The organism is Pseudomonas guariconensis, assembly GCF_024127895.1.
Taxonomy (GTDB): Bacteria; Pseudomonadota; Gammaproteobacteria; order Pseudomonadales; family Pseudomonadaceae; genus Aquipseudomonas; species Aquipseudomonas guariconensis_B.
In genome coordinates this window covers 1-25,749 of the sequence record NZ_JAMYBK010000030.1, presented here as the reverse complement: position 1 = coordinate 25,749, position 25,749 = coordinate 1, and the positions used below count along the sequence as shown (strand labels likewise).

Sequence of the window (25,749 nt, the reverse complement as noted above, 5' to 3'; positions counted from 1 at the left end):
ATGGCCGGTTCGCACGTGCTTTATAGCTTGTAGTTATAGCGACCACAGATTGCGTGATATGGCCGGGAAAGGTTTGCCGGTATGATAGGCGCCCCTGCCGTCCGGATTGTGAAATACGCCCATGACCTTGCAGTACCCAACCATCGCCGATTGCGTCGGCAATACGCCCCTGGTTCGCCTGCAGCGCATTGCCGGTGAAACCAGCAATACCCTCCTGCTCAAGCTCGAAGGCAACAATCCCGCCGGGTCGGTCAAGGACCGCCCTGCGCTGTCGATGATCGCCCGCGCCGAACTGCGTGGCCAGATCAAGCCCGGCGACACCCTGATCGAGGCCACCTCCGGCAACACCGGTATCGCCTTGGCCATGGCAGCGGCGATCAAGGGCTACAAGATGATCCTGATCATGCCGGACAACTCCACCGCCGAACGCAAGGCGGCGATGACCGCCTATGGCGCCGAGCTGATCCTGGTCAGCAAGGAGGAGGGCATGGAAGGTGCCCGCGACCTGGCCGAGAAGCTGCAGGCCGAGGGTCGGGGCCTGGTTCTCGACCAGTTCGCCAACGGCGACAACCCGATCGCCCACTACACCAGCACAGGTCCGGAGATCTGGCAGCAGACCCAGGGCAGCATCACCCACTTCATCAGCTCCATGGGCACCACCGGCACCATCATGGGCTGCTCCCAGTACCTCAAGGAGCAGAACCCAGCGGTGCAGATCGTCGGCCTGCAGCCGATGGAAGGCTCGGCCATCCCCGGCATCCGCCGCTGGCCCGAGGAATACCTGCCGAAGATCTTCGACGCCAGCCGGGTCGACCGTGTGGTCGACATGTCCCAGGAGGAAGCCGAGCAGACCACCCGCCGCCTTGCCCGCGAAGAGGGCATTTTCTGTGGCGTGTCTTCCGGTGGTGCGGTCGCGGCCATGCTGCGCCTGTCCCGGGAGGTCGAGAACGCGGTGATGGTGGCGATCATCTGCGATCGCGGCGACCGTTACCTGTCCACCGGCCTGTTCGACGCGAACTGATGTCCAGGAAGAAAAGCAGCGGCGGCCTGCGCTTCCAGCCGGCCGGCGGCAACCGTGCGGCCCAGGTGCCGGTGGGCAAGAAGCAGCACCTGCAGATCGAGCGCCTGGCCGGCGATGGCCGTGGCATCGCCTTCCATGACGGGCGCACCTGGTTCGTCAGCGGTGCCCTGGCGGGCGAGGCGGTCGAGGCGCGGGTGCTCGGTGCCCGCGGCAAGGTGGTCGAGGCACGCCTGGAGCGGGTCCTGCAGGCCAGCCCCGAGCGCCGCGAAGCGCCGTGCCGCCACTATGCGCGCTGCGGAGGCTGCAACCTGCAGCACCTGCCCCATGAAGGCCAACTGGCGCTCAAGCAGCGCCTGCTGGCCGAGCAACTGCAACGGGTCGCCGGCGTGCAGCCCGAGGCGTGGGCGGCTCCCTTGAGCGGGCCGGAGTTCGGCTACCGGCGGCGGGCGCGGGTCGCCGTGCGCTGGGACGCGAAGGCCCGCCAACTGGCGGTGGGGTTCCGTGCCGAGGCCAGCCAGGACATCGTCGCCATCGACGAGTGCGCGGTGCTGGTACAACCCTTGCAGTCGATCCTGCGCCACCTGCCGACCGTGCTGCGCAGCCTGGGCAAGCCCCAGGCGCTGGGCCACGTCGAATTGTTCAGTGGTACCGCTGAGGCGGTGCTGGTGCGTCATGTGGCGCCGCTGCCGGCGGACGATCTGGCGCGCCTGCAGGCCTTCTGCAAGCAGGCCGGTGCCCAGCTATGGCTGCAGGGCGAGGGCGAGCCGGCACCGGTCGAGCCCGGGCAGACGCTGGGGTTTGCCCTCGAGCCCTGGGGGCTGGAGCTGGCCTGGCGGCCAGGCGACTTCGTCCAGGTCAACGCCCAGGTCAACACGGCGATGATCGAGCAGGCGTTGGCCTGGCTGGCGCCGCACGCCGAGGAGCGGGTGCTGGACTTGTTCTGCGGCCTGGGCAACTTCGCCCTGCCGCTGGCCCGCCAGGCCCGCGAGGTGGTGGCGGTGGAGGGTGTGCAGGCCATGGTGGACCGGGCGGCGGCCAATGCCCGGGACAACGACGTGCATAACGCACGGTTTTTTCAGGCCGATTTATCGCAGCCTTTGGCGGGCGCCGGATGGGCCGCCGAAGGCTTTTCTGCGGTACTCTTGGATCCACCGCGCGACGGTGCCTTCGAGGTGGTGCAAGGCATCGCCCGCCTCAAGGCCAGGCGGCTGGTCTATGTGTCATGCAACCCGGCCACGCTGGCGCGAGACGCCCAGGTGCTGGTCGGCCAAGGGTACCGGTTAACAAGGGCCGGGATTCTCGACATGTTTCCTCAGACGGCGCATGTCGAGGCCATGGCGTTATTCGAAGCGGGCTAGCCAGGCTGGCCCCTTGGTGCGGTTCCCAGGGAATGGGGGGCTGCACGGTGATTGCCAGCGCACCCGCGTGGTGCGCTGTATGGAAAGGTAGAAAAAAGATGGTACAGGTGAGAGTGCACCAGCCGGTCAATACCGACGGCAGTATCAATCTCGAAGCATGGCTGGATCATGTGGTGAGCGTCGATTCGGCGCTGGATCGCGAGGCGCTCAAGGAGGCCTGCGAATTCGCCCATGAGGTGGAGAAAAAGGGCAACCCGGCCAAGCATTCCTGGGCCGATGGCACTTCCAGCTTCCAGGCGGGGCTGGAGATCGCCGAAATCCTTGCCGACCTCAAGCTCGACCAGGACTCCCTGGTGGCGGCGGTGGTCTACCGCTCGGTGCGCGAGGGCAAGGTGACCCTGGCCGAGGTCGGGCAGCGCTTTGGTCCGGTGGTGTCCAAGCTGATCGACGGCGTGTTGCGCATGGCTGCCATCAGCGCCAGCCTCAGCCCGCGCCAGTCGCTGGTGCTCGGCTCCCAAGCGCAGGTCGAGAACCTGCGCAAGATGCTCGTGGCCATGGTCGATGACGTGCGCGTGGCGCTGATCAAGCTGGCCGAGCGTACCTGCGCCATTCGTGCGGTCAAGGCCGCCGACGACGAGAAACGCCTGCGCGTGGCGCGCGAGGTGTTCGACATCTATGCGCCACTGGCGCACCGCCTGGGCATCGGTCATATCAAGTGGGAGCTGGAGGACCTGTCCTTCCGCTACCTCGAGCCCGACCAGTACAAGCAGATCGCCAAGCTCCTGCACGAGCGCCGGCTGGACCGCGAGCGTTTCATCAGCGACGTGATGAACCAGTTGCAGAACGAACTGCTGGCCACCGGGGTCAAGGCCGACATCAGTGGCCGGGCGAAGCATATCTATTCCATCTGGCGCAAGATGCAGCGCAAGGGCCTGGAGTTCAGCCAGATCTACGACGTGCGCGCCGTGCGCGTGCTGGTCCCGGAAATCCGCGACTGCTATACCGCGCTGGGTATCGTGCATACCCTGTGGCGGCACATTCCCAAGGAGTTCGACGACTACATCGCCAACCCCAAGGAGAACGGCTACCGCTCCCTGCACACGGCGGTGATCGGCCCAGAGGGCAAGGTGCTGGAGGTGCAGATCCGCACCCACGGCATGCACGAGGAAGCCGAGCTGGGCGTCTGCGCCCACTGGCGCTACAAGGGCACCGACGTCAAGTCCAGCTCCAACCACTATGAAGAGAAGATTTCCTGGCTGCGCCAGGTGCTGGAGTGGCACGAGGAGCTGGGCGACATCGGCGGCCTGGCCGAGCAACTGCGCGTCGACATCGAGCCGGACCGGGTCTATGTGTTCACCCCCGACGGCCATGCCATCGACCTGCCCAAGGGTGCCACTCCGCTGGACTTCGCCTACCGCGTGCACACCGAGATCGGCCACAACTGCCGCGGCGCCAAGATCAACGGGCGCATCGTGCCGCTCAACTACAGCCTGCAGACCGGCGAGCAGGTGGAGATCATCACCAGCAAGCACGGCAGCCCCAGCCGCGACTGGCTGAACTCCAACCTGGGCTACGTCACCACTTCGCGGGCGCGGGCCAAGATCGTCCACTGGTTCAAGCTGCAGGCGCGCGACCAGAACGTCGCCGCCGGCAAGACCCTGCTCGAGCGCGAGCTGAGCCGCCTGGGCCTGCCCCAGGTGGACTTCGAGCGCCTGGCGGAAAAGGCCAACGTCAAGACCGCCGAGGACATGTTCGCCGCCCTCGGTGCCGGCGACCTGCGCCTGGCGCACATGGTCAACGCCGCCCAGCAACTGCTCGAGCCGGAGCGCAACGAGCAGATCGAGCTGGTCCCGCGCAAGGCCAGCAGCGCCAAGTCCGGCAAGCGTGGCGACATCCAGATCCAGGGGGTCGGCAACCTGCTCACGCAGATGGCCGGCTGCTGCCAGCCGCTGCCGGGCGATGCCATCGTCGGCTACATCACCCAGGGCCGCGGCGTGACCATCCACCGCCAGGACTGCGCCTCGGTGCTGCAACTGGCCGGCAAGGAGCCGGAGCGGATGATCCAGGTCAACTGGGGCCCGGTGCCGGTGCAGACCTACCCGGTCGACATCGTCATCCGCGCCTACGACCGCCCGGGCCTGCTGCGCGACGTGTCGCAGGTGCTGCTCAACGAGAAGATCAACGTGCTGGCGGTCAATACCCGCTCGAACAAGGACGACAACACCGCGCTGATGTCGCTGACCATCGAGATTCCTGGCCTGAACGCCCTGGGGCGCCTGCTGGGCAGGATCTCGCAGTTGCCGAACATCATCGAGACGCGGCGTAATCGTACCCCTTGAAACACTGCAATGGGGCCGCTGTGCGGCCCATCGCCGGCACGCCGGCTCCCACGGGCACCGGGCATGGCAGCCTCTTCGTGGGGGCTGGCTTGCCAGCGATCGGGGGCATGGCCCCCGCGAGGAAGAGACACCTATGACCTACACCCTCGACGACCTGCTGCACCTCATGGCCCGCCTGCGCGACCCGCAGCACGGTTGCCCCTGGGACCTGCAGCAGGACTACGCCAGTATCGTCCCGCACACCCTCGAGGAGGCCTACGAGGTCGCCGACACCATCGAGCGCGGTGATTTCGAGCACCTGCAGGGCGAGCTGGGCGACCTGTTGTTCCAGGTGGTCTACTACAGCCAGCTGGCCCGGGAGGAGGGGCGCTTCGAGTTCGCCGGCGTGGTCGATGCCATTACCCGCAAGCTGATCCGCCGCCATCCCCATGTTTTCCCCACCGGCGACCTCTACGCACCGCTGGATACCCCGCGCCTGAGCGAGGCCCAGGTCAAGTCGCGTTGGGAAGCGATCAAGGCCGAGGAGCGCGCGGAAAAGAGCGAGCCCGAGCAACTGTCGCTGCTCGACGATGTACCGGCGACGCTGCCGGCCTTGTCGCGGGCGGCCAAGCTGCAAAAGCGCGCGGCCACGGTCGGTTTCGACTGGCCCGAGGCGCTGCCGGTGCTGGACAAGGTCCGCGAGGAGCTGGACGAAGTGTTGCAGGCCATGGCCGATGGCGATGCCGAGGCCCTGGAGGACGAAGTCGGCGACCTGTTGTTCGCCACCGTCAACCTGGCCCGCCACCTCAAGCACGACCCGGAAAATGCCCTGCGCCGCGCCAACCGCAAGTTCGAGCGGCGCTTCCGTTTCATCGAGCAGGCATTGCGCGAGCAGGGCCTGTCCATCCAAGATCGTACCCTCGACGAGTTGGACGCCCTCTGGGGCGAAGCCAAGCGTCAGGAAAAGAACCTGCCCAGCTGCGGCTGAGCTGTTGCATAAGTGAGTGAACACCCATGAGCCTTTCCCTTCGCGATCAATTGCTCAAGGCCGGTCTGGTCAACCAGAAGCAGGTCAAGCAGGCTAACAAAGCCGAGAAGAAACAGAAGCGCCTGGAACACAAGGGCCAGGTCGAAGTCGACGATACCCAGCAGCGCCTGGCCAAGGAGGCCATGGCCGAGAAGGCCAGGAAGGACCAGGAGCTGAACCGCCAGCTCCAGGAGAAGGCCGAGCAGAAGGCCCGTGCCGCGCAGGTCAAGCAGTTGATCGAGGCGACCCGCCTGCCCAAGCTCAATACCGAGGACTACTACAACTTCGTCGATGACAAGAAGGTCAAGCGTATTGCCGTCAATGCCTTGATGCGCAGCAAGCTCAGCAATGGCGCCCTGGCGATCGTCGCTCATGGCGGTGGCTACGAAGTGATCCCACGCGAGGCCGCGGTGAAGATCCAGGAGCGCGATCCCAAGCGCGTGCTGCTGCTCAACACCCATGTCGAGGAGGCGGACGAGGACGATCCCTACGCGGCCTACAAGATCCCTGACGATCTCATGTGGTAAGCCACGAAAAACAGCCTTGGCTCAATGCCGGTCAGTTAAGATTTTCAGTTGTCATTTGGGGCGCGAAGCGGCCCCAAATATGACAAAGCGCCGCTTAACTGACAGGCATTGCGCCTTGGCGCGTTTTTTCCTGGGAACGTCCGGTCATTGCACAGCGCGCTGGCTTTCCAGGCATTCGAGCTCGGTGCGGTACTGCTGGGCTTCTTGCTCGGTGTGGAACATGCCCACCAGTTCACCCTGCTGATGCACGTCCCAGATCCGCAGGCCGCAGGCCTGGCTTTCGTGGGACATTTTCGATTCGTCGCGTTCGGTTACTTGGACTGTCATCGGTAAACTCCACTTTCGGTTGACTGCGGCAACGTGTCGCAGGACTTCTTTATAGAGTTTGTTAGCAGGCTAAGTAAATAAATCGGCCATGAAACATGTTTCATGAAGCCTGGCTTCAAGAGAATGCGCGGCCTCGACACCTTGCTCGGCATCAGGCCCGCAAACAGCTTGCAGCGTGCCGCTCGAAGCAAAAAAGAAACCCCGCACAGTGGCTAATGTCAGTCAGTTAAGCGGCGCTTTGTCATTTTTGGGGCTACCTTGCAGCCCATCGCCGGCAAGCCGGCTCCCACAGGGACCGCGGCGACCACACATGATGCGGTTTGCACGGACAGTGTGGGAGCCGGCTTGCCGGCGATGGGGCGCGAAGCGGCCCCAAATGACAACTGAACGTCTTAACTGACCGGCATTGCGCACAGTGGCGGGGTTTCGGTTGGCGCAGGCAGTGGAGCGGGTGTCAGTTGCCCTTCACCGACTTGCCGTCGACCGTGCCGTCCTGCAGCACGATCACGTACTCCTTGCCATCGGTCTCGACCTGGCGCAGTTGTACCAGCAGGTAGTCCCAGTCCTTGGCGAACCACAGCTCGGTGATGCGTTTGCTCTGGCTCGGGTCGCGCACGCGCTCGACCTTGACCGCGTCGACCTGGCCGGCCTTGGTGGCCACTTTCTCGGTGCCGAGCACGCGGAAGTCGTAGGTGTCGATCTCGTCACCGTCGACCACCTGGTAGGTCATGCTCTTCTTGCCGGCGGCCACGTCATGCTGCAGGGCCAGCTGGTAGGACGACTTGTCCAGCACGCCGCGGTTGAGCGGCAGGTTGATCGCGTCGCCACGATCGCTGCCGGTGACCTTCTTGCTGGTCCAGTCGAAGTCCAGGTCGACCTTCTTCGCCTTGCCCAGGCCGCCACGCTCGAAGTGGTACTTCTGCGGCAGCAGGGTGTCGTTGTCCAGGCGCAGGGTGCTTTGCTCGGTCAGGCTGGCGATCATCATGGATGCCTTGAAGTTCAGGCTCCAGGTACCGTTGGCATTCTTTTCCAGGCTGCGCTCGGCGGTGCCGCTCATGGGCAGCTGTTTCCAGTCGGCGGTGTAGCTGGCCGAGAAAGGCTTCAGATCAGCTGCCTGGAGAGGCAGGGCGAGCACGGCGAGAGCCAAGAGCAGGGCACGACGCATAAGTTCTCCTAGGGTCGAATCAAGTGGCCGCTGGCCGCCAGCGGCTGGCCATCCAGTAATGCACCCTGTGCGCCCAGACGCAAGCGTCCTTCGGCGAACCAGCGCACCGCCAGCGGGTAGATCTGGTGTTCCTGGCGGTGAACCCGCTCAGCCAGGGCCTGCGGCGTGTCATCCGGCGCCACCGGAACCACTGCCTGTACGACCAGAGGGCCGCCGTCGAGTTCCTCGGTGACGAAGTGCACGCTGCAACCGTGTTCGCTATCGCCGGCCTCCAGTGCCCGCTGGTGGGTATGCAGGCCCTTGTACTTGGGCAGCAACGACGGGTGGATGTTGAGCAGGCGGCCCTGGTAGTGACGGACGAAGCCACCCGTGAGGATGCGCATGAAACCGGCCAGTACCACCAGGTCCGGCTCGAAGCCGTCGATCAACGCCATCAGTGCCGCGTCGAAGGCCTCGCGGCCCTCGAAGCCGGTGTGCTCCAGCACGGCGGTGGCGATACCGGCCGCCTGGGCGCGCTGCAGGCCATAGGCGTCGGCACGGTTGGAGATCACGCCACGGATGCGCACCGGGCTGTCTTCGCCGCGGCTGCTGTCGATCAGCGCTTGCAGGTTGCTGCCGGAGCCCGACAGCAATACCACTACGTTGCAGGTCTCGCTCGGCATCAGTGCGCCTTGAGGTTGTGCAGCTCGACCTGGGCAGCGCCGGCCGGGGCCTCGGCGATGCGGCCGATGACCCATGGCTGTTCACCGGCTTCGCGCAGCACCTGCAGGGCGCTGTCGACCTGGTCCTGGGCCACGCAGATGACCATGCCGACGCCGCAGTTCAGTACGCGGTGCATCTCGTGCTCGTCGACGTTGCCTTTTTCCTGCAGGAAGTCGAACACCGCCGGGCGCTGCCAGCTGGCCACGTCGATGATCGCCTGGGCGTTGTCGGGCAGTACGCGCGGAATGTTGTCCAGCAGGCCGCCGCCGGTGATGTGGGCCATGGCCTTGACCGCGCCGGTGTCCTTGATCAGCTTGAGCAGGGGCTTGACGTAGATGCGGGTCGGCGCCATCAGCAGGTCGGCCAGTGGCTTGCCGTCGAGCTGGGTGTTGTCGATGTCGGTAGCGGACACTTCGAGGATCTTGCGGATCAGCGAGTAGCCGTTGGAGTGCGGGCCGGAGGAGGGCAGGGCGATCAGGGCGTCGCCGGTGGCCACCTTGGAGCCGTCGATGATCTCGGACTTTTCCACCACGCCGACGCAGAAGCCGGCCAGGTCGTAGTCCTCGCCTTCGTACATGCCCGGCATCTCGGCGGTTTCGCCGCCCACCAGGGAGCAGCCGGCCAGCTCGCAACCGGCGCCGATGCCGGTGACCACGGTGGCGGCGACATCGACGTTGAGCTTGCCGGTGGCGTAGTAGTCGAGGAAGAACAGCGGCTCGGCGCCGCAGACGATCAGGTCGTTGACGCACATGGCGACCAGGTCCTGGCCGATGCTGTCGTGCTTGTTCAGGTTCAGCGCCAGGCGCAGCTTGGTGCCGACGCCGTCGGTGCCGGAGACCAGAACCGGCTGCTTGTAGCCGGCCGGGATCTCGCAGAGGGCGCCGAAGCCGCCCAGGCCACCCATGACTTCAGGGCGCGCGGTGCGCTTGGCCACGCCCTTGATGCGTTCGACCAGTGCTTCGCCGGCGTCGATGTCTACACCGGCGTCCTTGTAGCTCAGGGAGGGTTGCTTGCTCATTGATCCAGGCCTTTAGGAGGGAGGGATTCGGAAAAACGACCAGGGCGGCCAAGGCCGGCTCGGGGAGCGGCGGCTGCCTGTACGTCACTGGTCTGCGAAGGCGCGCGATTTTATCAGGGTTGCTGTGCAGCGGCCATCCTCAGGCCGACGGGCAGGCCGGGAAATTGGCAAAAACTGGCCGTGGGTGGTTGGCGTGGTCGCTTCTGTATAAGCTGCAAGCTGCAAGAAAAAGCGGGGCGTGCATCGATCTGCCTTTTCTTGCAGCTTTGTAGCTTGCAGCTCACCTGGACAGGAATCCGCCATGCGTTTTATCAATCACCTGGCTGTGGCTTGCCTGGCTCTGGCCGGCACCGTCGCCCAGGCCGAAACCGTTTCCGGGCTCTATCAGGTCCGCGAACCCATCGAGGGGCAGGGCAGCGAAGCGCGCGCCCAGGCCACCGGCAAGGCCCTGGAAACCCTCGTGTTGCGCCTGACCGGCGACCCCAAGGCGGCGCAGAGCCCGGCGCTGGCCGGCCTGCGCAAGGACCCACGGCAGATCATCAACCAGGTCGGCACCGAGGCCGGCCCGCCCGAATCCGTGCTGGTCGAATTCGACCCCGGCAGCACCGAGCGCGCCCTGCGCCAAGCCGGTCTGGCGCTGTGGGGCAGCAACCGGCCGTCGATCCTCGGCTGGTGGCTGAACGACAGCGTCGAAGGCAGCAACCTGGTCGGCGATGGCCAGTCCAGTGCCGGCCCCCTGCGCCGTGCCGCCCAGCATCGCGGCCTACCGCTGCGCCTGCCGTTGGCCGACTTGCAGGAGCAACTGGTGGCCAATGCCAAGCAACTGGAAGGCAATGACCCGGCGCCGCTGCGCGAAGCCTCCGAGCGCTATGGCGCCGATGCCCTGCTGGCGGTGCATGCCCAGGAGACCGACGGCAAGTGGCAGGGCACCTGGCAACTGTGGCTGGGCGAGCAGCGTGAGCGGGGCAAGGCCGAGGGCCCCGACCAGGCGGCCCTGGCCGATGCCGTGATGCTGGCGGTGAGCAGCCGCCTGGCACCGCGCTACGCCACCCGCCCGGGCGCCAGCGGCGAGCTGCAGGTACAGGTACAGGGCATGAACCTGCAACGCTACGCCGAACTCGGCCGCGTGCTCGAACCCTACGGCCCGCGCCTGCGACAGGCCGAGGGCGACACCCTGACCTACAGTGTCACCGGCAATCGCGAGCAACTGCGCGCGCAACTGGGCCTGGCCAAACTGCAGGAACTGCCGGCCGATGCGGTGCCCCCGGCACCCGCCACCTCCGAAGACCCGGCGGCGCAGCAGCCAGGCGCGGCCCAGGCGGCCGCGCCCAAGCCGTTCGATGGCCTGCGGTTTCGCTGGTAGGGAGCGCCGCTCATGACCGATCTACGCCGTTGGGCCTGGCTGGGCGTGGCCCTGCTGGTCGCCGTGCTGTTGTACTGCCTGCACAACATCCTTTCGCCCTTCCTGGTGGGTATTCTCCTGGCCTACCTGGCCGACCCGCTGGTCGACCGCCTGGAGCGCCTGGGCCTGTCGCGGACCTGGGGCGTGGTCGTGGTGTTCAGCTTGTTCACCCTGATCTTCCTGGCCCTGCTGCTGGTGCTGATCCCCATGCTGGCCAAGCAGCTGGTGCGCCTGTACGAGCTGGCGCCGCAGATGCTCGACTGGCTGCAGCACGTGGCCCTGCCCTGGGTGCAGAGCCGCCTGGGCCTGGCCGATGGCTTCTGGAAGTTCGACAAGATCAAGGCCGCCATCGGCGCGCACATGGGCCAGACCACCGACATCGTCGGCATGCTGCTGTCCCAGGCCACCGCCTCGAGCCTGGCGTTGATCGCCTGGCTGGCCAACCTGGTGCTCATCCCGGTGGTGGGCTTCTACCTGCTGCGCGACTGGGACCTGATGATGGCCAAGCTGCGCAGCCTCCTGCCACGCCAGCGCGAGGCGCAGGTGGTGGGGCTGGCCGGCGAATGCCATGAGGTGCTGGGGGCGTTCGTCCGTGGCCAGTTGCTGGTGATGGTCGCCCTCGGCCTGATCTATGCCGGCGGCCTGATGCTGGTGGGGCTGGAACTGGGCCTGCTGATCGGCCTGCTGGCAGGGCTGGCGGCCATCGTGCCGTACATGGGCTTCATCATCGGCATCGGCGCGGCGTTGGTCGCCGGGTTGTTCCAGTTCGGCGGCGAGCTGTACCCCATGCTCGGCATCATCGCGGTGTTCATGGTCGGCCAGGCCCTCGAAGGCATGGTGCTGACGCCGCTGCTGGTGGGCGATCGCATCGGCCTGCACCCGGTGGCGGTGATCTTCGCCATCCTTGCCGGCGGTGAGCTGTTCGGCTTCACCGGGGTGCTGCTGGCGTTGCCGGTGGCGGCGGTGATCATGGTGCTGCTGCGGCATGTGCACGACCTGTACAAGGAATCGGACATGTATGCCGGGGATATCGATCCGCCGTTGTGAACGCAGCGGCGTAGCCCTGGGGAAGCAGGTGCAAGTCATTGATTTTGCTTGCTCTCCAAGCTGCGCCGATTGTGCCGCCCGCGTTGCGGGTATAGACTTTGCACACTGTTCACCAAAGGCCCCCTGTGGTCCTCGCGACCGCCCGCCAGCATGAAACCGATCCAGTTGCCCCTGGGTGTGCGCCTGCGCGATGACGCCACCTTCATCAACTATTATCCGGGCGCCAATGCCGCGGCATTGGGCTACGTCGAGCGGCTTTGCGAGGCCGACGCCGGCTGGACCGAGAGCCTCATCTACCTGTGGGGCAAACAGGGCGTTGGCCGTACCCACCTGCTCCAGGCCGCCACCCACCGCTTCCAGCAACTGGGCGAGCCGGCTGTCTACCTGCCCCTGGCGCAACTGCTCGACCGTGGCGTGGAACTGCTCGACTACCTGGAGCAGTACGAGCTGGTGTGCATCGACGACTTGCACGTGATCGCTGGCAAGGCCGACTGGGAAGAGGCCATGTTCCACCTGTTCAACCGCTTGCGCGACAGCGGTCGACGCCTGCTGCTGGCGGCGTCCAGTTCGCCACGCGAGCTGCCGATCAAGCTGCCGGACCTCAAGTCGCGCCTGACCCTGGCACTGATCTTCCAGATGCGTGGCCTGTCCGACGAAGACAAGCTGCGGGCCTTGCAACTGCGGGCCTCGCGCCGTGGCCTGCACCTGACCGACGAGGTCGGCCATTTCATCCTGACCCGGGGCACGCGTAGCATGAGCGCGCTGTTCGATCTGCTCGAGCGCCTGGACCAGGCTTCGCTGCAAGCGCAGCGCAAGCTGACCATCCCCTTCCTCAAGGAAACCCTGGGCTGGTGAGCCCCCGAAAGTAGCGGGCCAGAGCCTCGAAACGGAAAAGTCACATTTTTTTCGATAAAATTTGCAAATGGCCATGATAGAGGGCATAGTTTCCCCCTTCTAAAGGACTACAGACACGGTCGTGCCCATGCTCAAGCGCTTCGCACCCCTCGTGCCACTTGCACTCGTGAGCCTGCTTTTCGGCTGCGCCACCCAAGGCCCGGTTACCCAACCGCAGGATCAACAGCCCGTCACCGCCCAGTCCGCGGCCATGGCCAAGCCTTCCGCCTCTTCCGTTTTCGCCGAGGAGCCGCTGGCCACCGAGGAAGACCTGGACACTTTTTCCAGCAACGGCAAGCCCTACGAACTGCCGGCCCTGGCCGACAGCATCCTGGAGCGTGGCATGTCGCTGATCGGCACCCGTTATCGCTTCGGCGGTACTTCGGAGAAGTCCGGCTTCGATTGCAGCGGTTTCATCGGCTATCTGTTCCGCGAGGAGGCCGGCCTCAACCTGCCGCGCTCGACCCGCGAGATGATCAACGTCGATGCCCCCAAGGTTGCCCGCAACAAGCTCAAGCCTGGCGACCTGCTGTTCTTCAGCACCAATGGTCGTGGCCGGGTCAGCCATGCCGGCATCTACCTGGGTGACAACCAGTTCATCCACTCCAGCAGCCGCCGCAGCGGTGGCGTGCGCATCGACAACCTCGGTGACCGCTACTGGAGCAAGACCTTCCTCGAGGCCAAGCGCGCCTTGGCCATGGCGCCGACCACGATCTCGCGCAACTGATATCAAAATGCTGTACCCTGCCACGGCGGCGATGCTGAAAAAGCTCGCCGCCGTGCGCATTTACTAAAAGCGTCTAATCTGAATTCTCAACTCTTTTGACTTCGGCTACGGCCGAACGGTCTCGACAGGAAGTTCTGGCCATGGCGATGATGGCGCGCTTCGCACTCCTTTCCCTGGCGGCACTGCTCGCCGCCTGTTCCAGCCGAGCCCCGGCACCTGCGCCGGTGGCCAAGGCCCCCGTTACCTTCAACGCGCAGGCGGCGTCCTCGCCGGTGGCCGACGACGTGCTGTTCCGGGCTATCGGCCTGGTGGGCACGCCCTATCGCTGGGGCGGCAACACGCCGGACGCCGGGTTCGACTGCAGTGGGCTGATCGGCTACGTGTACCGGGATGCGGCGGGGATCAGCCTGCCGCGCTCGACCCGCGAGATGATCGTCATGCGGGCGCCGAACGTGGATATCGGTTCGCTGCAGTCCGGGGACCTGGTGTTCTTCGCCACCAACGGTGGGTCGCAGGTCAGCCATGCGGGGATCTACGTAGGGGAGGGGCGGTTCGTGCATGCACCTTCCACGGGCGGGACGGTGCGCTTGGATTACCTGTCCAACAGCTACTGGGCCCGGGCCTACCTGCAGGCCAAGCGGGTGCTGCCGCCGGGGCACCTGGCGCGCAATCCCTGAGTCCGATGCCCGCCTGCGAAACGGCATCGGGGCTACCTGGCAGCCCCACAGGTTCACCGTTGCCTCAAGATCAGTGGTGAACCTGTGAGGGCGGGCTTGTCGGGGCACGAACCGCCGTGAATGGGCCGGCACAGGCCAGCCCAAGCCCCTCACTGCTCCTTGCTCACCCGCCAGATCACGTTCCCGACATCATCGGCCACCAGCAACCCGCCCCGCTGGTCATTGATCACGCCCACCGGCCGCCCCATGGCCTTGCCCTTGCCATCGAGAAACCCCGTCAACAGGTCGATCGGCTTCCCGGCGGGTTTCCCCTCGGTGCTGAACGGCACGAAGATCACCTTGTAGCCACTGTGCGGCTTGCGGTTCCACGACCCATGCTGGCCCACGAACGCCCCCTGCTCGAACGGCGCCGGCAGCACACCCGGCTGGGCGAAGGTCAGCCCGAGGGATGCGGTATGCGGCCCCACCGCGTAGTCCGGCACGATGGCCTGGGCGACCTTTTGCCGATCCTGCGGCTCGACCCGCCGGTCCACATGCTGGCCGTAGTAACTGAACGGCCAGCCATAGAAGCCCCCGTCCTTGACTGAGGTGATGTAGTCCGGCACCAGGTCGCTACCGATCTCGTCGCGCTCGTTGACCGCCGTCCACAACGCACCGCTGTGTGGTTCCCAGGCCAGGCCGTTGGGGTTGCGCAGGCCGGAGGCGAAGATCCGGTGCTGGCCGCTGGCCGGGTCCACCTCCCAGATCGCCGCACGGCCTTCTTCCTGGTCCAGGCCGTTTTCGCCGACATTGCTGTTGGAGCCCACCGTGACATAGAGCTTCTTGCCATCGGGGCTGGCGATCACGTTCTTGGTCCAGTGGTGGTTGAGCCGGCCGCCGGGCAGGTCGACCACTTTCTTGCCTTCAGCGCGAATCTGCATGGCCCCCGGCTCGTAGTGGAAGCGCAACAGGCGGTCGGTATCGGCCACGTAGAAGTCCTTGCCCACCAGGGCCATGCCGAAGGGTGAGTTGAGCCCTTCGATGAAGGTGGTGCGAATTTCCGCGACGCCATCACGGTCAGCGTCGCGCAGCAGGGTGATGCGGTTGGCGCTGGGTACGCCGGCGCCGGCCCGTTTCATCACCTGGCCCATGACCCAGCCACGGATTCCCTTGCCGTCGTCGGGCTTGGCCGGGGCGTTGGTCTCGGCCACCAGCACGTCGCCGTTGGGCAGCACGTAGAGCCAGCGGGGATGATCGAGGTGCTCGGCGAAGGCCACCACCTGGGTGCCGGTCGCCGACGTGGGCTTGGCGCCCTCCGGCCAGCCGATCGCCGGGGCGATGTTGACGGTCGGGATCAAGGTCTTGTTCGGCTCGGGCAGTTGCGGGGACGGTCCCGATCCGTCGCTGACGTCCAGGCGCGCGGATTCTCCGCAGCCGCCGAGGCTGACGGCCAGGGCCAGCAGTAGCGCGATATGCATCCTGTCCATGCTCGGGTCCTCGTGGGGGCTCATGTGGAATCAGAGCGACGGGCCACCGTCGAGGTTCAACTTGTCGGTAGGGCGCATTCGGCTAGCTGGGCCCCGCTCAGGCCTGCTTGAGCAGCAGCGCCACGCCGGGAAAGTACTGCGCCGCTTCATTGTGCAACTTGCGATAGGCGTAGGGAAAATACCAGGCGATGGCGCAAGCGCTGTGCTTTTGCAGGTCGTCGACCAGGTCCTGCAACTCCTCGGGGCTGGCATGCTGGCCGGCTTTCCACGGGCTGACGAACAGGGCGCCGACCTTGAGTTGGCTGGGATAGGCGATCTGCCGGGCGAGGGCGGCGGTTTCCTGCACAGCCGTGCTCAGGTCCAGGCGGGCGATGCGCGGCCAGCGCTGGCTGGCGCGCAGGTGGACGCTGTCTTCCGAGGTGCTGATGGACAGGTCGCAGCGGCCCTCGCGCTCGCCCTCGTCACGTTGCTTCTTGCTCATGGACTGTTCCAGCGCCACCAGTTCGGCCTGCCAGGCCGCGGCCGCGAGCAGGCCGGTGTTGGCCGCGGTGCCATGCCAGTACGGGGCTTCGTTGTCGCCATGGACCTGGTTGAAGCGGTCGATGCATTCCGGCCAGCGCTCCAGCGCCGGGCGCAGGAACTCCAGGCGCGGGTCATTGATGATCAGGCCTTGCATGCTGCGCTCTCCTGTCGTTGTGATCGCGTTCAGCGAAAATTGATGTCTATGTGATATCACTGCTTTCAGTTTGTTACAAGCGGCCGGATCGGCCATTGATCCAGGCCAGATCGGCCTCGTTTCATTGACGCTCCGGGTGCAACCCTCTAACCTTCGCGGCGTGTTTCAGGTGCTCTGCCAGCCGAGGCTGGGCAGGGTGAAACTGGGAAGCCGGTGGGCGCCAGCAAGGCGCGATTCCGGCGCTGCCCCCGCAACGGTAGGTGAGTCGAGGACCGCGCAGGGCCACTGGATGCAGGCATCCGGGAAGGCGCGCGGCCCATGGGCCCAGGCCCTGCTCACGAGCCCGGAGACCGGCCTGTCACTGCCAACGGCATCACGGAGGGTGATGCGCGGTGCACCGTGGCGTCCGCCATGGCCCCTGCGCGTTCTCCGTCTGCCCGCCTATCGACCTGTCGTCGCCCATCCGTGCCGACAGCCTGCGGAGAACCCTGATGAGCGAATCCACCGAACGCGACGAACGCCACCTGGCGCGCATGCAGCGCAAGAAGGCGATCATCGACGAACGCATCGCCAACGCGCCCAACGAATGCGGCTTGCTGCTGGTGCTCACCGGCAACGGCAAGGGCAAGAGCAGCTCGGCCTTCGGCATGCTTGCCCGGGCCCTGGGCCACGGCCTGCAATGCGGCGTCGTGCAGTTCATCAAGGGCCGCAACAGCACCGGCGAAGAGCTGTTCTTCCGGCGCTTCCCCGAGCAGGTGCGCTACCACGTGATGGGCGAGGGCTTCACCTGGGAGACTCAGGATCGCCAGCGCGACATCGCCGCCGCCGAGGCGGCCTGGGCGGTTTCGCGCCAACTGCTGCAGGACCCGGGCGTGCAGTTCGTGGTGCTCGACGAGCTGAACATCGCCCTCAAACACGGCTACCTCGACCTCGACCAGGTGCTCTCGGACATCCAGGCCCGTCCGCCGATGCAGCACGTCATCGTCACGGGCCGTGCCGCCAAGCCGCAGATGATCGAGCTGGCCGATACCGTCACCGAGATGGGCATGGTCAAGCACGCCTTCCAGGCCGGCATCCGCGCGCAGAAGGGCGTGGAACTATGAGCCGACCCCGGCATTGTCCGGCGGTGCTGATCGCAGCACCGGCGTCCGGCCAGGGCAAGACCACGGTCACCGCCGCCCTGGCGCGCCTGCACCGCAACCTCGGGCGCAAGGTGAGGGTGTTCAAGTGCGGGCCGGATTTTCTCGACCCGATGATCCTCGAACGGGCCAGCGGTGCACCGGTGTACCAGCTCGACCTGTGGATGATCGGCGCGCAGGAAAGCCGCCGCCTGCTCTGGGAAGCGGCGGGCACGGCCGACCTGATTCTTATCGAGGGGGTCATGGGGCTGTTCGACGGCACACCGTCGAGCGCCGACCTGGCGCGTCACTTCGGTGTACCCGTGCTGGCGGTGATCGATGGCACAGCCATGGCCCAGACCTTCGGCGCCCTGGCCTTGGGCCTGGCACGCTACCAGCCGGACCTGCCGTTCGCCGGGGTGCTGGCCAACCGCGTCGGCAGCCTGCGCCATGCGCAACTGCTCGAGGGCAGCCTGACCGAGGGCCTGCGCTGGTACGGCGGGCTCTCCCGCGAGCGTGGCATCGAGCTGCCCAGCCGCCACCTGGGGCTGGTCCAGGCCAACGAGCTGAACGACCTGGACCTGCGCCTGGACGCCGCGGCCGAGGCCCTGGGCGCCAGTTGCGACGCCACGCTGCCGCCAGCGGTGGCCTTTGCCGAACCCGACCCTATCGCCCCCAGGCCGTCGCTGGCCGGTGTGCGCATCGGCGTGGCCCGTGACGAAGCCTTCGCCTTCACCTATGGCGCCAACCTCGATCTGTTGCGCGAGCTGGGCGCCGAACTGCGCTTCTTCTCGCCCTTGCACGACCGGGAACTGCCCACGGTAGACAGCCTTTACCTGCCAGGGGGCTACCCTGAGCTGCATCACCAGGCCCTGGCGGCCAATGCCCCTCTGCTCGAGGCGATCCGCGCCCATCACGCCCAGGGCAAGCCGCTGCTGGCCGAGTGCGGTGGCATGCTCTACCTGCTCGAGGCCTTGACCGACGTGGCCGGTGAGCGCGCCACGCTGCTCGGCCTGCTGCCGGGCGAAGCGGTGATGCAAAAGCGCCTGGCGGCCCTGGCGCTGCAGGCTGTGGAACTTCCGGAAGGGACCCTGCGCGGGCATACTTATCATCACTCCCTGACCAGCACCCCGCTCGAACCGATCGCCCGCGGCCAAAGCCCCAACGGCGGTCGTGGCAACGAGGCGGTCTATCGCCAGGGACGACTGACGGCGTCGTACATCCACTTCTATTTCCCCTCCAACCCTGACGCGGCGGCGGCGCTGCTGCGGCCATGAGCGAACACGCCTTCAGCGACGCCGAGCGCGCCGCGGTCTACCGGGCCATCGGCGAGCGCCGCGACATGCGCCATTTCATCGGCGGTGAGGTAGCGCCAGCGCTGCTGGCCCGCCTGCTGGCCGCCGCGCACCAGGCGCCGAGCGTCGGCCTGATGCAGCCCTGGCGCTTCATTCGCATCAGCCGACGCGAGCTGCGTAGGCAGATCCAGGCGCTGGTGGAGCAGGAGCGCGTGCGCACCGCCGAAGCCTTGGGCGAGCGCTCCGACGCTTTCATGAAACTCAAGGTCGAAGGCATCCACGACTGCGCCGAAGTGCTGGTGGCGGCGCTGATGGACAACCGCGAGGCGCACATCTTCGGCCGCCGCACCCTGCCGGAAATGGACCTGGCCTCCCTGGCCTGCGCGATCCAGAACCTCTGGCTGGCGGCGCGCGCCGAGGGCCTGGGCATGGGCTGGGTGTCGCTGTTCGAACCGCAGGCCCTGGCCCAACTGCTGGGCATGCCCGCTGGCGCCAAGCCGGTGGCGGTGCTGTGCCTGGGGCCTGTGGCGCAGTTCTATGCCGGGCCGATGCTGGTGCTGGAGAACTGGGCCGAGGAGAAGCCCTTGGGCGAGATGCTGTACGAGAACCAATGGGGAGAACGGCCATGAGCGTGGCCCTGCTGACCGTGGCCGGCGTGGCCCTCGATGCGTTGCTGGGCGAACCCCGGCGGCGCCATCCGTTGGTGGCCTTCGGCAACCTGGCGTCGCGCCTGGAGCAACGCCTCAACGCCGGCGGGCGCGGCTGGCGCAGCCACGGCGTGAGCGCCTGGTGCCTGGCGGTGGTGCCGCTGACCCTGCTGGCGCTGATCCTGTCCTGGCTGCCCTATGTCGGCTGGCTGGTGGACGTGCTGGCGCTGTACTGCGCCCTGGGCCTGCGCAGCCTCGGCGAGCATGTGCTGCCGGTGGCCGAGGCCCTGCGGCGTGGCGACCTGGGCGCGGCCCGGCAGCGGGTGGGCTACCTGGTCAGCCGCGAAACCCGCGAGCTGGACGAGCCCGCCGTGGCCCGGGCGGCCACCGAGTCGGTGCTGGAGAACGGTAGCGATGCGGTGTTCGCCGCGCTGTTCTGGTTCGTCGTCGCCGGTGCCCCAGGCGTGGTGCTGTATCGCCTGAGCAATACCCTCGATGCCATGTGGGGCTACCGTAACCAACGCTTCGAGCGCTTCGGCTGGGCCGCGGCGCGCATCGACGATGTACTCAACTACCTGCCCGCCAGGTTGGTGGCGCTGACCTACGCCCTGCTCGGCAAAACCCGACTGGCCCTGGCCTGCTGGCGTCAGCAGGGGCCCCAGTGGGACAGCCCCAACGCCGGCCCGGTGATGGCCGCCGGCGCCGGTGCCCTGGGCGTGGAGCTGGGCGGCCCGGCGGTGTACCACGGCGAACTGCATGTGCGTGCGCGCCTGGGCGAAGGGCCGGTGGCCGACGCCCAGGCCATCGAGCGCGGCTGGAGCCTGGTGCAGCGCGGTGTGTGGCTGTGGTTGCTGGTGATCTGCCTGGGAGCCTATCTGAATGCTTGAACATGGTGGCCGACTGCTGCGTGCGGTGCGGCAGTACGGTATCCCCCGGGAGCAGTGGCTCGACCTGTCCAGTGGCATCGCCCCGTGGCCCTATGCGATTCCAGCGATCCCATTGGAGGCCTGGGCACGCCTGCCCGAGACCGAGGACGGCCTGGAGCAGGCGGCGCGCACCTACTATGGCGCCAGCGCGCTGTTGCCGGTGGCCGGTTCCCAGGCGGCGATCCAGGCCTTGCCCTACCTGCGCCCGGCAGGCCGGGTCGGTGTGCTTGCGCCGTGCTATGCCGAGCACCCGCATGCCTGGCGGCGGGCAGGGCACGCACTGGTCGAGTTGGATGACGCCCAGGTCGAAGACAGCCTCGACAGCCTCGATGTGCTGGTGCTGGTCAACCCCAACAACCCGACCGGGCGGCGACTGCCCCGCGAACGCCTGCTCGGCTGGCATGCCCGTCTGGCGCGGCGCGGTGGCTGGCTGCTGGTCGACGAGGCCTTCATGGACAACACCCCCGCCGACAGCCTGGTCGATTGCGCCGCGCGCCCTGGGTTGATCGTGCTGCGCTCGTTCGGCAAGTTCTTCGGCCTGGCAGGCGTGCGCCTGGGTTTCGTGATGGCCGAGCCACCCTTGCTGCAGCGCCTGGCCGAAGCGCTTGGCCCCTGGAGCATCAGCGGCCCGACCCGGGTGCTGGGGCAGGCCTGTTTCAGCGAGCGATCGGCGCACCCGGCGCAAATTGCCCGCTGCGCCCAGGCCAGCCAGCGCCTGGCCGCCTTGCTCGAGGCGGCTGGCCTGCCTGCGGCGGGTGGCTGCGACCTGTTCCAATACGTGCGCACGCCGCACGCCGCCCACCTCCATGACTTTCTCGCCCGACGCGGCATCCTCGTGCGCCTGTTCGAGCAGCCGCCGGCGGTGCGCCTGGGGCTGCCCGCCAGTGCCGCACACGAGCAACGCCTGCGCCAGGCGCTGGCGGACTACCAGAAGGAATCGGCATGACCACGCTCATGGTGCAAGGCACCACCTCCGATGCCGGCAAGAGCACGCTGGTCACCGCACTGTGCCGCTGGCTGCTGCGCCAGGGCATCGGCGTGGTGCCGTTCAAGCCGCAGAACATGGCGCTCAACAGCGCGGTGACCGCCGACGGTGGCGAGATCGGCCGCGCCCAGGCGGTGCAGGCCCAGGCCTGCCGGCTGGCGCCGCATACCGATATGAACCCGGTGTTGCTCAAGCCCAACAGCGACACCGGCGCCCAGGTGATCGTCCACGGCCGTGCCGTCACCAGCATGAACGCCGTCGCCTACCATGACTACAAGGCCATCGCTATGCAGGCCGTGCTGGCTTCGCACCAGCGTCTGCGTGCAGCCTACCCGGTGGTGATGGTCGAAGGCGCGGGCTCGCCGGCGGAGATCAACCTGCGGGCCGGCGACATCGCCAACATGGGCTTTGCCGAAGCGGTGGACTGCCCGGTGATTCTGGTGGCCGACATCAATCGCGGCGGGGTCTTCGCCCACCTGGTCGGTACCCTCGAGCTGCTGTCGCCGAGCGAGCAGGCGCGGGTCAAGGGGTTCGTCATCAATCGCTTCCGTGGCGACATCGCCCTGTTGCAGCCGGGCCTGGACTGGCTGGAGCAGCGCACCGGCAAGCCGGTGCTGGGCGTGTTGCCCTACGTCAGCGACCTGCACCTGGAGGCCGAGGACGGCATCGACGTGCGCCAGGCCGCCAAGGGCGAGCGGGTGCTCAAGGTGATCGTCCCGGTGCTGCCGCGCATCAGCAACCATACCGACTTCGACCCGCTGCGCCTGCACCCCCAGGTGGACCTGCAGTTCATCGGCCCGGGCCAGCCTGTCCCACCCGCCGACCTGATCATCCTGCCCGGCTCCAAGAGCGTGCGCGGCGATCTGGCGCAACTGCGCGAGCGTGGCTGGGACACCGCCATCGCTCGCCACCTGCGCTATGGCGGCAAGCTCATCGGGATCTGCGGCGGCCTGCAGATGCTCGGCCACGCCGTGCATGACCCGCTGGGCCTGGAAGGGGCGGCGGGCTCCAGCCCGGGGCTTGGCCTGCTCGACTACGTCACCGTGCTCGAGGCCGACAAACAATTGCGCAACGTCTGCGGCACCTTGGGCCTGGAGCAGGCGCCTGTCGCGGGCTACGAAATCCATGCTGGCGTCACCCGTGGCCCGGCCCTGGAACACCCGGCCGTGCAACTGGCCGATGGCCGTTGCGACGGTGCCGTCAGCGCCGACGGGCAGATCCTCGCCACCTACCTGCATGGCCTGTTCGAAGGCAGCCAGTCGTGCGCCGCGCTGCTGCGCTGGGCGGGCCTGGAAGATGCCGAGGCCATCGACTACGAAGCCTTGCGCGAACGTGACATCGAGCGCCTGGCCGACCTGGTGGACAAGCACCTGGATACCGCGCGCCTGCGCCAGCTTTGTGGAGTCGCCTGACATGCGCAACCTGATCCTCGGCGGCGCCCGCTCCGGCAAGAGCCGCCTGGCCGAGCAACTGGCCACTGCCTGCGGCCTGCCGGTGACCTACATCGCCACCAGCGAGCCGCTGGATGGCGAGATGAACGAACGTGTCCGCCTGCATCGCCAGCGCCGTCCTGCGCAATGGGGGCTGATCGAGGAACCCCTGGCCCTGGCCGCCGTGCTGCGGGCCGAGGCCGCCGAAGGGCGCTGCCTGCTGGTGGACTGCCTGACCTTGTGGTTGACCAACCTGCTGATGCTCGACGATGAACGACGCCTGGCCCAGGAGCGTGACGCGCTGCTCGACAGCCTGGGGACGCTGCCCGGAACGCTCATCCTGGTCAGCAACGAAACCGGTCTGGGCGTGGTGCCCATGGGCGAGCTGACGCGCCGTTACGTCGACCAGGCCGGCTGGTTGCACCAGGCCGTGGCCGAACGCTGCGAGCGCGTAGTGCTGACCGTGGCCGGCCTTCCCCTCATGCTCAAAGGACCCGCTCTATGAACCAGCCCTGGTGGCGCGATGCCTGCCAACCCTTCGACACCGCCGCCATGGAGCAGGCCCGTGCGCGCCAACGGCAACTGACCAAGCCTGCCGGCTCGCTCGGCCAACTGGAGGACCTGGCGGTGCACCTGGCCGGTTTGCAAGGGCGCGAGCGGCCGACCCTGGAGCGGGTCGCCATCACTGTCTTCGCGGGCGACCATGGCGTGGTGGAGGAGGGGATCTCCGCCTACCCGCAGGCCGTGACCGGGCAGATGCTGCGCAACTTCGTCGGTGGCGGCGCGGCGATCAGCGTGCTGGCGCGGCAACTGGAGGCACGCCTGGAAGTGGTCGACCTGGGCACCATCGAGCCCGACCTGGAACTGCCAGGCGTGCACCACCTGCGCTTGGGCAGCGGCACGGCGAACTTCGCCCGTCGCCCGGCAATGACCGAGGTACAGCTAGGTGCCGCTTTGCAGGCCGGCCGCGACAGCGTGCGACGTGCCAGCGAGCAGGGCGTGCAGTTGTTCATCGGTGGCGAGATGGGCATCGGCAACACCACGGCCGCCGCCGCCCTGGCCAGCGTCTTGCTGGGGTGCCCGGCACGCGCGCTCAGTGGCCCGGGGACCGGCCTGGACAGCGCCGGCGTGCGCCACAAGGCCGATGTGATCGAGCGCGCCCTGGCATCGCACGGGCTGCGCGCGGACGATCCGCTGCAGGCCCTGGCCTGTGTCGGTGGTTTCGAGATCGCGGCCCTGGCCGGTGCCTACCTGGCCTGTGCCCAGCAGGGCGTGGCGGTGCTGGTGGATGGCTTCATCTGCAGCGTTGCCGCCCTGGTGGCGGCGCGCCTGAATCCCCAGAGCCGCCCCTGGCTGCTGTTCGCCCACCAGGGGGCCGAACCCGGTCACCAGGCCGTGCTGGAAGCTCTCGAGGCGCAGCCACTGCTGGCCCTTGGCTTGCGCCTGGGCGAGGGCAGCGGTGCGGCGCTGGCGGTGCCATTGTTGCGCCTGGCCTGTGCCCTGCACGGGCAGATGGCGACGTTCGCCGAGGCGGCGGTGGCGGACCGTCCGGCATGATCCTCGACATGTTGCGTCACGGCGAGACCGAACGGGGCGGGGGCTTGCGCGGCAGCCTCGACGACCTCCTGACCGAGCAGGGCTGGGCGCAGATGCGCGAGGCCGTGGCCCAGGCCGGCCCGTGGGATGCGCTGGTCAGTTCGCCGCTGCGCCGTTGCGCGCAGTTCGCCGACGAGCTGGGGGCACGGCTGGGTTTGCCGGTGCAACTGGAGGCCGGTGTGCGCGAGTTGCATTTCGGTGACTGGGAAGGGCGCAGCGCGGCGCAGATCATGCAGGACCAGGCCGATGCCCTGGGGCGCTTCTGGGCTGATCCCTATGCCTTCACGCCGCCTCGGGGCGAGCCGGTGAGCGCTTTTGCCGAGCGGGTCCTGGCTGCCCTCGATGGCCTGGGGCGGCAGCATGCCGGCAAGCGGGTGTTGCTGGTCACCCATGGTGGCGTGATGCGCCTGCTGCTGGCCCAGGCCCGTGGTTTGCCGCGCGAGCAACTGCTGCAGGTGGAGGTTGGGCACGGTGCTTTGGTGCGTCTGGCCCTGGGCAGCGACGGCCGGCTACAGGAGCGCTGCTGAGATGTCGCCGTTCTGGATTGCCCTGCAGTTTCTCAGCAGCCTGCCGGTACGCCTGCCGGGCATGCCGGCACCTCGGGAGGTGGGGCGGTCGCTGTTGTACTACCCGCTGGTAGGCCTGTCGTTCGGCTTGTTGCTGTGGTTGGCCAGTCATCTGTTGCAGGGCACGGCGGCGCCGCTGCACGCGGCCTTGCTGCTGGTGTTGTGGGTCGTGCTCAGTGGTGCCCTGCACCTGGATGGCCTGGCCGACAGTGCCGACGCCTGGCTGGGCGGTTTCGGCGATCGCGAGCGTACCTTGCGGATCATGAAGGATCCGCGCAGCGGCCCGATCGCCGTGGTGACCCTGGTGCTGGTGTTGCTATTGAAGTTCTGTGCCCTGTGGGTGCTGGTGGAAAGAGGCGCGGGAGTCATGCTGGTGCTTGCGCCGGTGGTGGGGCGAGCTGCCTTGCTGGGGTTGTTCATGACCACGCCCTATGTGCGTCCGGGCGGTCTGGGGCAGGCTCTTGCCGAACACCTGCCCAGGCGTGGGGCGGGATGGGTGCTGTTGGCCAGTGCCGGGTTTTGCGTGGTCGTTGGCGGGTGGCGCGGGCTGGCCATGCTGCTGCTTGCAGCGCTGGTGTTCGCCTGGTTGCGTCATGTGATGTGCCGGCGCCTGGGCGGTACCACCGGCGATACGGCGGGGGCGATGCTGGAGATACTGGAACTGGCGGTGGTGCTGGGGGTGGCACTGTTGCCGGTCGGTTAAGGCTTTGGCTGCCATCTGGGGGAGGGTGTCAGAAATTTTGTGTTCGGGCATAACATGAGTAAGAGGTGCATGTATGCCAACCAAAAAGAAACCCTTGCGTGACCTGCCCAAAATCCCCAAAGAGCTGCTGG

26 protein-coding genes and 1 riboswitch are annotated in these 25,749 nt (G+C 67.1%); of the genes, 20 read left to right on the top strand and 6 right to left on the bottom strand.

The window, feature by feature from the left end; translation table 11 throughout:
* Positions 1-121: 121 nt before the first annotated feature.
* The 5 genes from cysM (at position 122) to NJF35_RS21840 (ending at position 6,251) form a co-directional block, all read left to right on the top strand.
* A complete protein-coding gene (cysM, locus tag NJF35_RS21860) occupies positions 122-1,021 on the top strand; it encodes a cysteine synthase CysM (RefSeq protein WP_225788318.1) in 900 nt (299 codons plus the stop codon).
* Complete coding sequence (rlmD, locus tag NJF35_RS21855; protein ID WP_225788317.1) at positions 1,021-2,379, top strand: 23S rRNA (uracil(1939)-C(5))-methyltransferase RlmD; 1,359 nt, start codon at positions 1,021-1,023, stop codon at positions 2,377-2,379. The genes cysM and rlmD overlap by 1 nt, the downstream gene beginning before the upstream one ends.
* Before the next feature lie 98 nt (positions 2,380-2,477).
* A complete protein-coding gene (gene relA / locus NJF35_RS21850; RefSeq protein ID WP_225788316.1) occupies positions 2,478-4,718 on the top strand; it encodes a GTP diphosphokinase in 2,241 nt (746 codons plus the stop codon).
* A gap of 133 nt (positions 4,719-4,851) precedes the next feature.
* Positions 4,852-5,685, top strand: coding sequence for a nucleoside triphosphate pyrophosphohydrolase (mazG, locus tag NJF35_RS21845; protein WP_225788315.1), 834 nt, complete (start codon positions 4,852-4,854; stop codon positions 5,683-5,685).
* Positions 5,686-5,711: 26 nt separating this feature from the next.
* On the top strand, positions 5,712-6,251 hold the full coding sequence (locus NJF35_RS21840) for a DUF2058 domain-containing protein (protein WP_225788314.1): 540 nt from the start codon (positions 5,712-5,714) through the stop codon (positions 6,249-6,251).
* A gap of 144 nt (positions 6,252-6,395) precedes the next feature.
* Here the strand turns inward: NJF35_RS21840 and NJF35_RS21835 are convergent, their stop codons facing one another.
* The 4 genes from NJF35_RS21835 to purM form a co-directional block, all read right to left on the bottom strand.
* Positions 6,396-6,578 (bottom strand): hypothetical protein, encoded by a 183-nt coding sequence (locus NJF35_RS21835; protein WP_225788313.1) that lies wholly within the window; start codon positions 6,576-6,578, stop codon positions 6,396-6,398.
* A gap of 454 nt (positions 6,579-7,032) precedes the next feature.
* Complete coding sequence (locus tag NJF35_RS21830; RefSeq protein WP_225788312.1) at positions 7,033-7,743, bottom strand: DUF3108 domain-containing protein; 711 nt, start codon at positions 7,741-7,743, stop codon at positions 7,033-7,035.
* Positions 7,744-7,751: 8 nt separating this feature from the next.
* Entirely contained in the window at positions 7,752-8,405 is a 654-nt protein-coding gene (gene purN, locus NJF35_RS21825; RefSeq protein WP_225788311.1) for a phosphoribosylglycinamide formyltransferase, read from the bottom strand.
* Positions 8,405-9,463 carry a phosphoribosylformylglycinamidine cyclo-ligase gene (gene purM, locus NJF35_RS21820; RefSeq protein WP_225788310.1) on the bottom strand — a complete coding sequence of 353 codons (1,059 nt, stop codon included), beginning with the start codon at positions 9,461-9,463 and terminating at the stop codon, positions 8,405-8,407. Before purM ends, purN begins: the two co-directional genes overlap by 1 nt.
* 301 nt (positions 9,464-9,764) lie before the next feature.
* Here purM and NJF35_RS21815 point away from each other — a divergent pair, with 301 nt between their 5' ends.
* From NJF35_RS21815 to NJF35_RS21795, 5 genes are all read left to right on the top strand, one after another.
* On the top strand, positions 9,765-10,826 hold the full coding sequence (locus NJF35_RS21815; RefSeq protein ID WP_225788309.1) for a DUF2066 domain-containing protein: 1,062 nt from the start codon (positions 9,765-9,767) through the stop codon (positions 10,824-10,826).
* A gap of 12 nt (positions 10,827-10,838) precedes the next feature.
* Positions 10,839-11,912 carry an AI-2E family transporter gene (locus NJF35_RS21810; RefSeq protein WP_225788308.1) on the top strand — a complete coding sequence of 358 codons (1,074 nt, stop codon included), beginning with the start codon at positions 10,839-10,841 and terminating at the stop codon, positions 11,910-11,912.
* A gap of 150 nt (positions 11,913-12,062) precedes the next feature.
* On the top strand, positions 12,063-12,767 hold the full coding sequence (hda, locus tag NJF35_RS21805) for a DnaA regulatory inactivator Hda (protein ID WP_225788307.1): 705 nt from the start codon (positions 12,063-12,065) through the stop codon (positions 12,765-12,767).
* A gap of 127 nt (positions 12,768-12,894) precedes the next feature.
* Entirely contained in the window at positions 12,895-13,533 is a 639-nt protein-coding gene (locus NJF35_RS21800; protein WP_225788306.1) for a C40 family peptidase, read from the top strand.
* 140 nt (positions 13,534-13,673) lie between these two features.
* Positions 13,674-14,210, top strand: coding sequence for a C40 family peptidase (locus tag NJF35_RS21795; protein WP_225788305.1), 537 nt, complete (start codon positions 13,674-13,676; stop codon positions 14,208-14,210).
* Between the two features lie 149 nt (positions 14,211-14,359).
* Here the strand turns inward: NJF35_RS21795 and NJF35_RS21790 are convergent, their stop codons facing one another.
* Together NJF35_RS21790 and NJF35_RS21785 are read right to left on the bottom strand one after the other, a co-directional pair.
* On the bottom strand, positions 14,360-15,676 hold the full coding sequence (locus NJF35_RS21790) for a PQQ-dependent sugar dehydrogenase (protein ID WP_253081116.1): 1,317 nt from the start codon (positions 15,674-15,676) through the stop codon (positions 14,360-14,362).
* Between the two features lie 97 nt (positions 15,677-15,773).
* Positions 15,774-16,352, bottom strand: coding sequence for a hypothetical protein (locus NJF35_RS21785; protein WP_253091473.1), 579 nt, complete (start codon positions 16,350-16,352; stop codon positions 15,774-15,776).
* A 150-nt stretch (positions 16,353-16,502) separates the two neighbouring features.
* A riboswitch (cobalamin riboswitch) is annotated at positions 16,503-16,726 on the top strand.
* A gap of 117 nt (positions 16,727-16,843) precedes the next feature.
* Between NJF35_RS21785 and cobO the strand changes: the two genes are divergently transcribed.
* From cobO to NJF35_RS21735, 10 genes are read left to right on the top strand one after another with little or no spacing between them, the layout of a single operon-like run.
* Entirely contained in the window at positions 16,844-17,455 is a 612-nt protein-coding gene (gene cobO / locus NJF35_RS21780; protein ID WP_225788302.1) for a cob(I)yrinic acid a,c-diamide adenosyltransferase, read from the top strand.
* On the top strand, positions 17,452-18,747 hold the full coding sequence (locus tag NJF35_RS21775) for a cobyrinate a,c-diamide synthase (RefSeq protein WP_225788301.1): 1,296 nt from the start codon (positions 17,452-17,454) through the stop codon (positions 18,745-18,747). Before cobO ends, NJF35_RS21775 begins: the two co-directional genes overlap by 4 nt.
* Positions 18,744-19,394 carry a 5,6-dimethylbenzimidazole synthase gene (gene bluB, locus NJF35_RS21770; protein ID WP_225788300.1) on the top strand — a complete coding sequence of 217 codons (651 nt, stop codon included), beginning with the start codon at positions 18,744-18,746 and terminating at the stop codon, positions 19,392-19,394. The genes NJF35_RS21775 and bluB overlap by 4 nt, the downstream gene beginning before the upstream one ends.
* Complete coding sequence (cbiB, locus tag NJF35_RS21765; protein WP_225788299.1) at positions 19,391-20,299, top strand: adenosylcobinamide-phosphate synthase CbiB; 909 nt, start codon at positions 19,391-19,393, stop codon at positions 20,297-20,299. The genes bluB and cbiB overlap by 4 nt, the downstream gene beginning before the upstream one ends.
* Entirely contained in the window at positions 20,292-21,284 is a 993-nt protein-coding gene (gene cobD, locus NJF35_RS21760) for a threonine-phosphate decarboxylase CobD (protein WP_253091472.1), read from the top strand. Before cbiB ends, cobD begins: the two co-directional genes overlap by 8 nt.
* Complete coding sequence (locus NJF35_RS21755; protein WP_225788297.1) at positions 21,281-22,735, top strand: cobyric acid synthase; 1,455 nt, start codon at positions 21,281-21,283, stop codon at positions 22,733-22,735. Before cobD ends, NJF35_RS21755 begins: the two co-directional genes overlap by 4 nt.
* Position 22,736: 1 nt before the next feature.
* On the top strand, positions 22,737-23,258 hold the full coding sequence (cobU, locus tag NJF35_RS21750) for a bifunctional adenosylcobinamide kinase/adenosylcobinamide-phosphate guanylyltransferase (protein ID WP_225788296.1): 522 nt from the start codon (positions 22,737-22,739) through the stop codon (positions 23,256-23,258).
* Positions 23,255-24,310 carry a nicotinate-nucleotide--dimethylbenzimidazole phosphoribosyltransferase gene (gene cobT, locus NJF35_RS21745; protein WP_225788295.1) on the top strand — a complete coding sequence of 352 codons (1,056 nt, stop codon included), beginning with the start codon at positions 23,255-23,257 and terminating at the stop codon, positions 24,308-24,310. Before cobU ends, cobT begins: the two co-directional genes overlap by 4 nt.
* Positions 24,307-24,876, top strand: a complete 570-nt coding sequence (gene cobC / locus NJF35_RS21740; RefSeq protein WP_225788294.1) for an alpha-ribazole phosphatase family protein — start codon at positions 24,307-24,309, stop codon at positions 24,874-24,876. Before cobT ends, cobC begins: the two co-directional genes overlap by 4 nt.
* A gap of 1 nt (position 24,877) precedes the next feature.
* Positions 24,878-25,618 (top strand): adenosylcobinamide-GDP ribazoletransferase, encoded by a 741-nt coding sequence (locus NJF35_RS21735; RefSeq protein ID WP_225788293.1) that lies wholly within the window; start codon positions 24,878-24,880, stop codon positions 25,616-25,618.
* The last annotated feature ends 131 nt before the right edge of the window (positions 25,619-25,749 follow it).

Coding starts and splice junctions, on each gene's coding strand:
- cysM (WP_225788318.1), top strand. CDS start 122: ATGACCTTGCAGTACCCAACCATCGCCGATTGCGTCGGCAATACGCCC.
- rlmD (WP_225788317.1), top strand. CDS start 1,021: ATGTCCAGGAAGAAAAGCAGCGGCGGCCTGCGCTTCCAGCCGGCCGGC.
- relA (WP_225788316.1), top strand. CDS start 2,478: ATGGTACAGGTGAGAGTGCACCAGCCGGTCAATACCGACGGCAGTATC.
- mazG (WP_225788315.1), top strand. CDS start 4,852: ATGACCTACACCCTCGACGACCTGCTGCACCTCATGGCCCGCCTGCGC.
- NJF35_RS21840 (WP_225788314.1), top strand. CDS start 5,712: ATGAGCCTTTCCCTTCGCGATCAATTGCTCAAGGCCGGTCTGGTCAAC.
- NJF35_RS21835 (WP_225788313.1), bottom strand. CDS start 6,578: ATGACAGTCCAAGTAACCGAACGCGACGAATCGAAAATGTCCCACGAA.
- NJF35_RS21830 (WP_225788312.1), bottom strand. CDS start 7,743: ATGCGTCGTGCCCTGCTCTTGGCTCTCGCCGTGCTCGCCCTGCCTCTC.
- purN (WP_225788311.1), bottom strand. CDS start 8,405: ATGCCGAGCGAGACCTGCAACGTAGTGGTATTGCTGTCGGGCTCCGGC.
- purM (WP_225788310.1), bottom strand. CDS start 9,463: ATGAGCAAGCAACCCTCCCTGAGCTACAAGGACGCCGGTGTAGACATC.
- NJF35_RS21815 (WP_225788309.1), top strand. CDS start 9,765: ATGCGTTTTATCAATCACCTGGCTGTGGCTTGCCTGGCTCTGGCCGGC.
- NJF35_RS21810 (WP_225788308.1), top strand. CDS start 10,839: ATGACCGATCTACGCCGTTGGGCCTGGCTGGGCGTGGCCCTGCTGGTC.
- hda (WP_225788307.1), top strand. CDS start 12,063: ATGAAACCGATCCAGTTGCCCCTGGGTGTGCGCCTGCGCGATGACGCC.
- NJF35_RS21800 (WP_225788306.1), top strand. CDS start 12,895: ATGCTCAAGCGCTTCGCACCCCTCGTGCCACTTGCACTCGTGAGCCTG.
- NJF35_RS21795 (WP_225788305.1), top strand. CDS start 13,674: ATGGCGATGATGGCGCGCTTCGCACTCCTTTCCCTGGCGGCACTGCTC.
- NJF35_RS21790 (WP_253081116.1), bottom strand. CDS start 15,676: ATGGACAGGATGCATATCGCGCTACTGCTGGCCCTGGCCGTCAGCCTC.
- NJF35_RS21785 (WP_253091473.1), bottom strand. CDS start 16,352: ATGCAAGGCCTGATCATCAATGACCCGCGCCTGGAGTTCCTGCGCCCG.
- cobO (WP_225788302.1), top strand. CDS start 16,844: ATGAGCGAATCCACCGAACGCGACGAACGCCACCTGGCGCGCATGCAG.
- NJF35_RS21775 (WP_225788301.1), top strand. CDS start 17,452: ATGAGCCGACCCCGGCATTGTCCGGCGGTGCTGATCGCAGCACCGGCG.
- bluB (WP_225788300.1), top strand. CDS start 18,744: ATGAGCGAACACGCCTTCAGCGACGCCGAGCGCGCCGCGGTCTACCGG.
- cbiB (WP_225788299.1), top strand. CDS start 19,391: ATGAGCGTGGCCCTGCTGACCGTGGCCGGCGTGGCCCTCGATGCGTTG.
- cobD (WP_253091472.1), top strand. CDS start 20,292: ATGCTTGAACATGGTGGCCGACTGCTGCGTGCGGTGCGGCAGTACGGT.
- NJF35_RS21755 (WP_225788297.1), top strand. CDS start 21,281: ATGACCACGCTCATGGTGCAAGGCACCACCTCCGATGCCGGCAAGAGC.
- cobU (WP_225788296.1), top strand. CDS start 22,737: ATGCGCAACCTGATCCTCGGCGGCGCCCGCTCCGGCAAGAGCCGCCTG.
- cobT (WP_225788295.1), top strand. CDS start 23,255: ATGAACCAGCCCTGGTGGCGCGATGCCTGCCAACCCTTCGACACCGCC.
- cobC (WP_225788294.1), top strand. CDS start 24,307: ATGATCCTCGACATGTTGCGTCACGGCGAGACCGAACGGGGCGGGGGC.
- NJF35_RS21735 (WP_225788293.1), top strand. CDS start 24,878: ATGTCGCCGTTCTGGATTGCCCTGCAGTTTCTCAGCAGCCTGCCGGTA.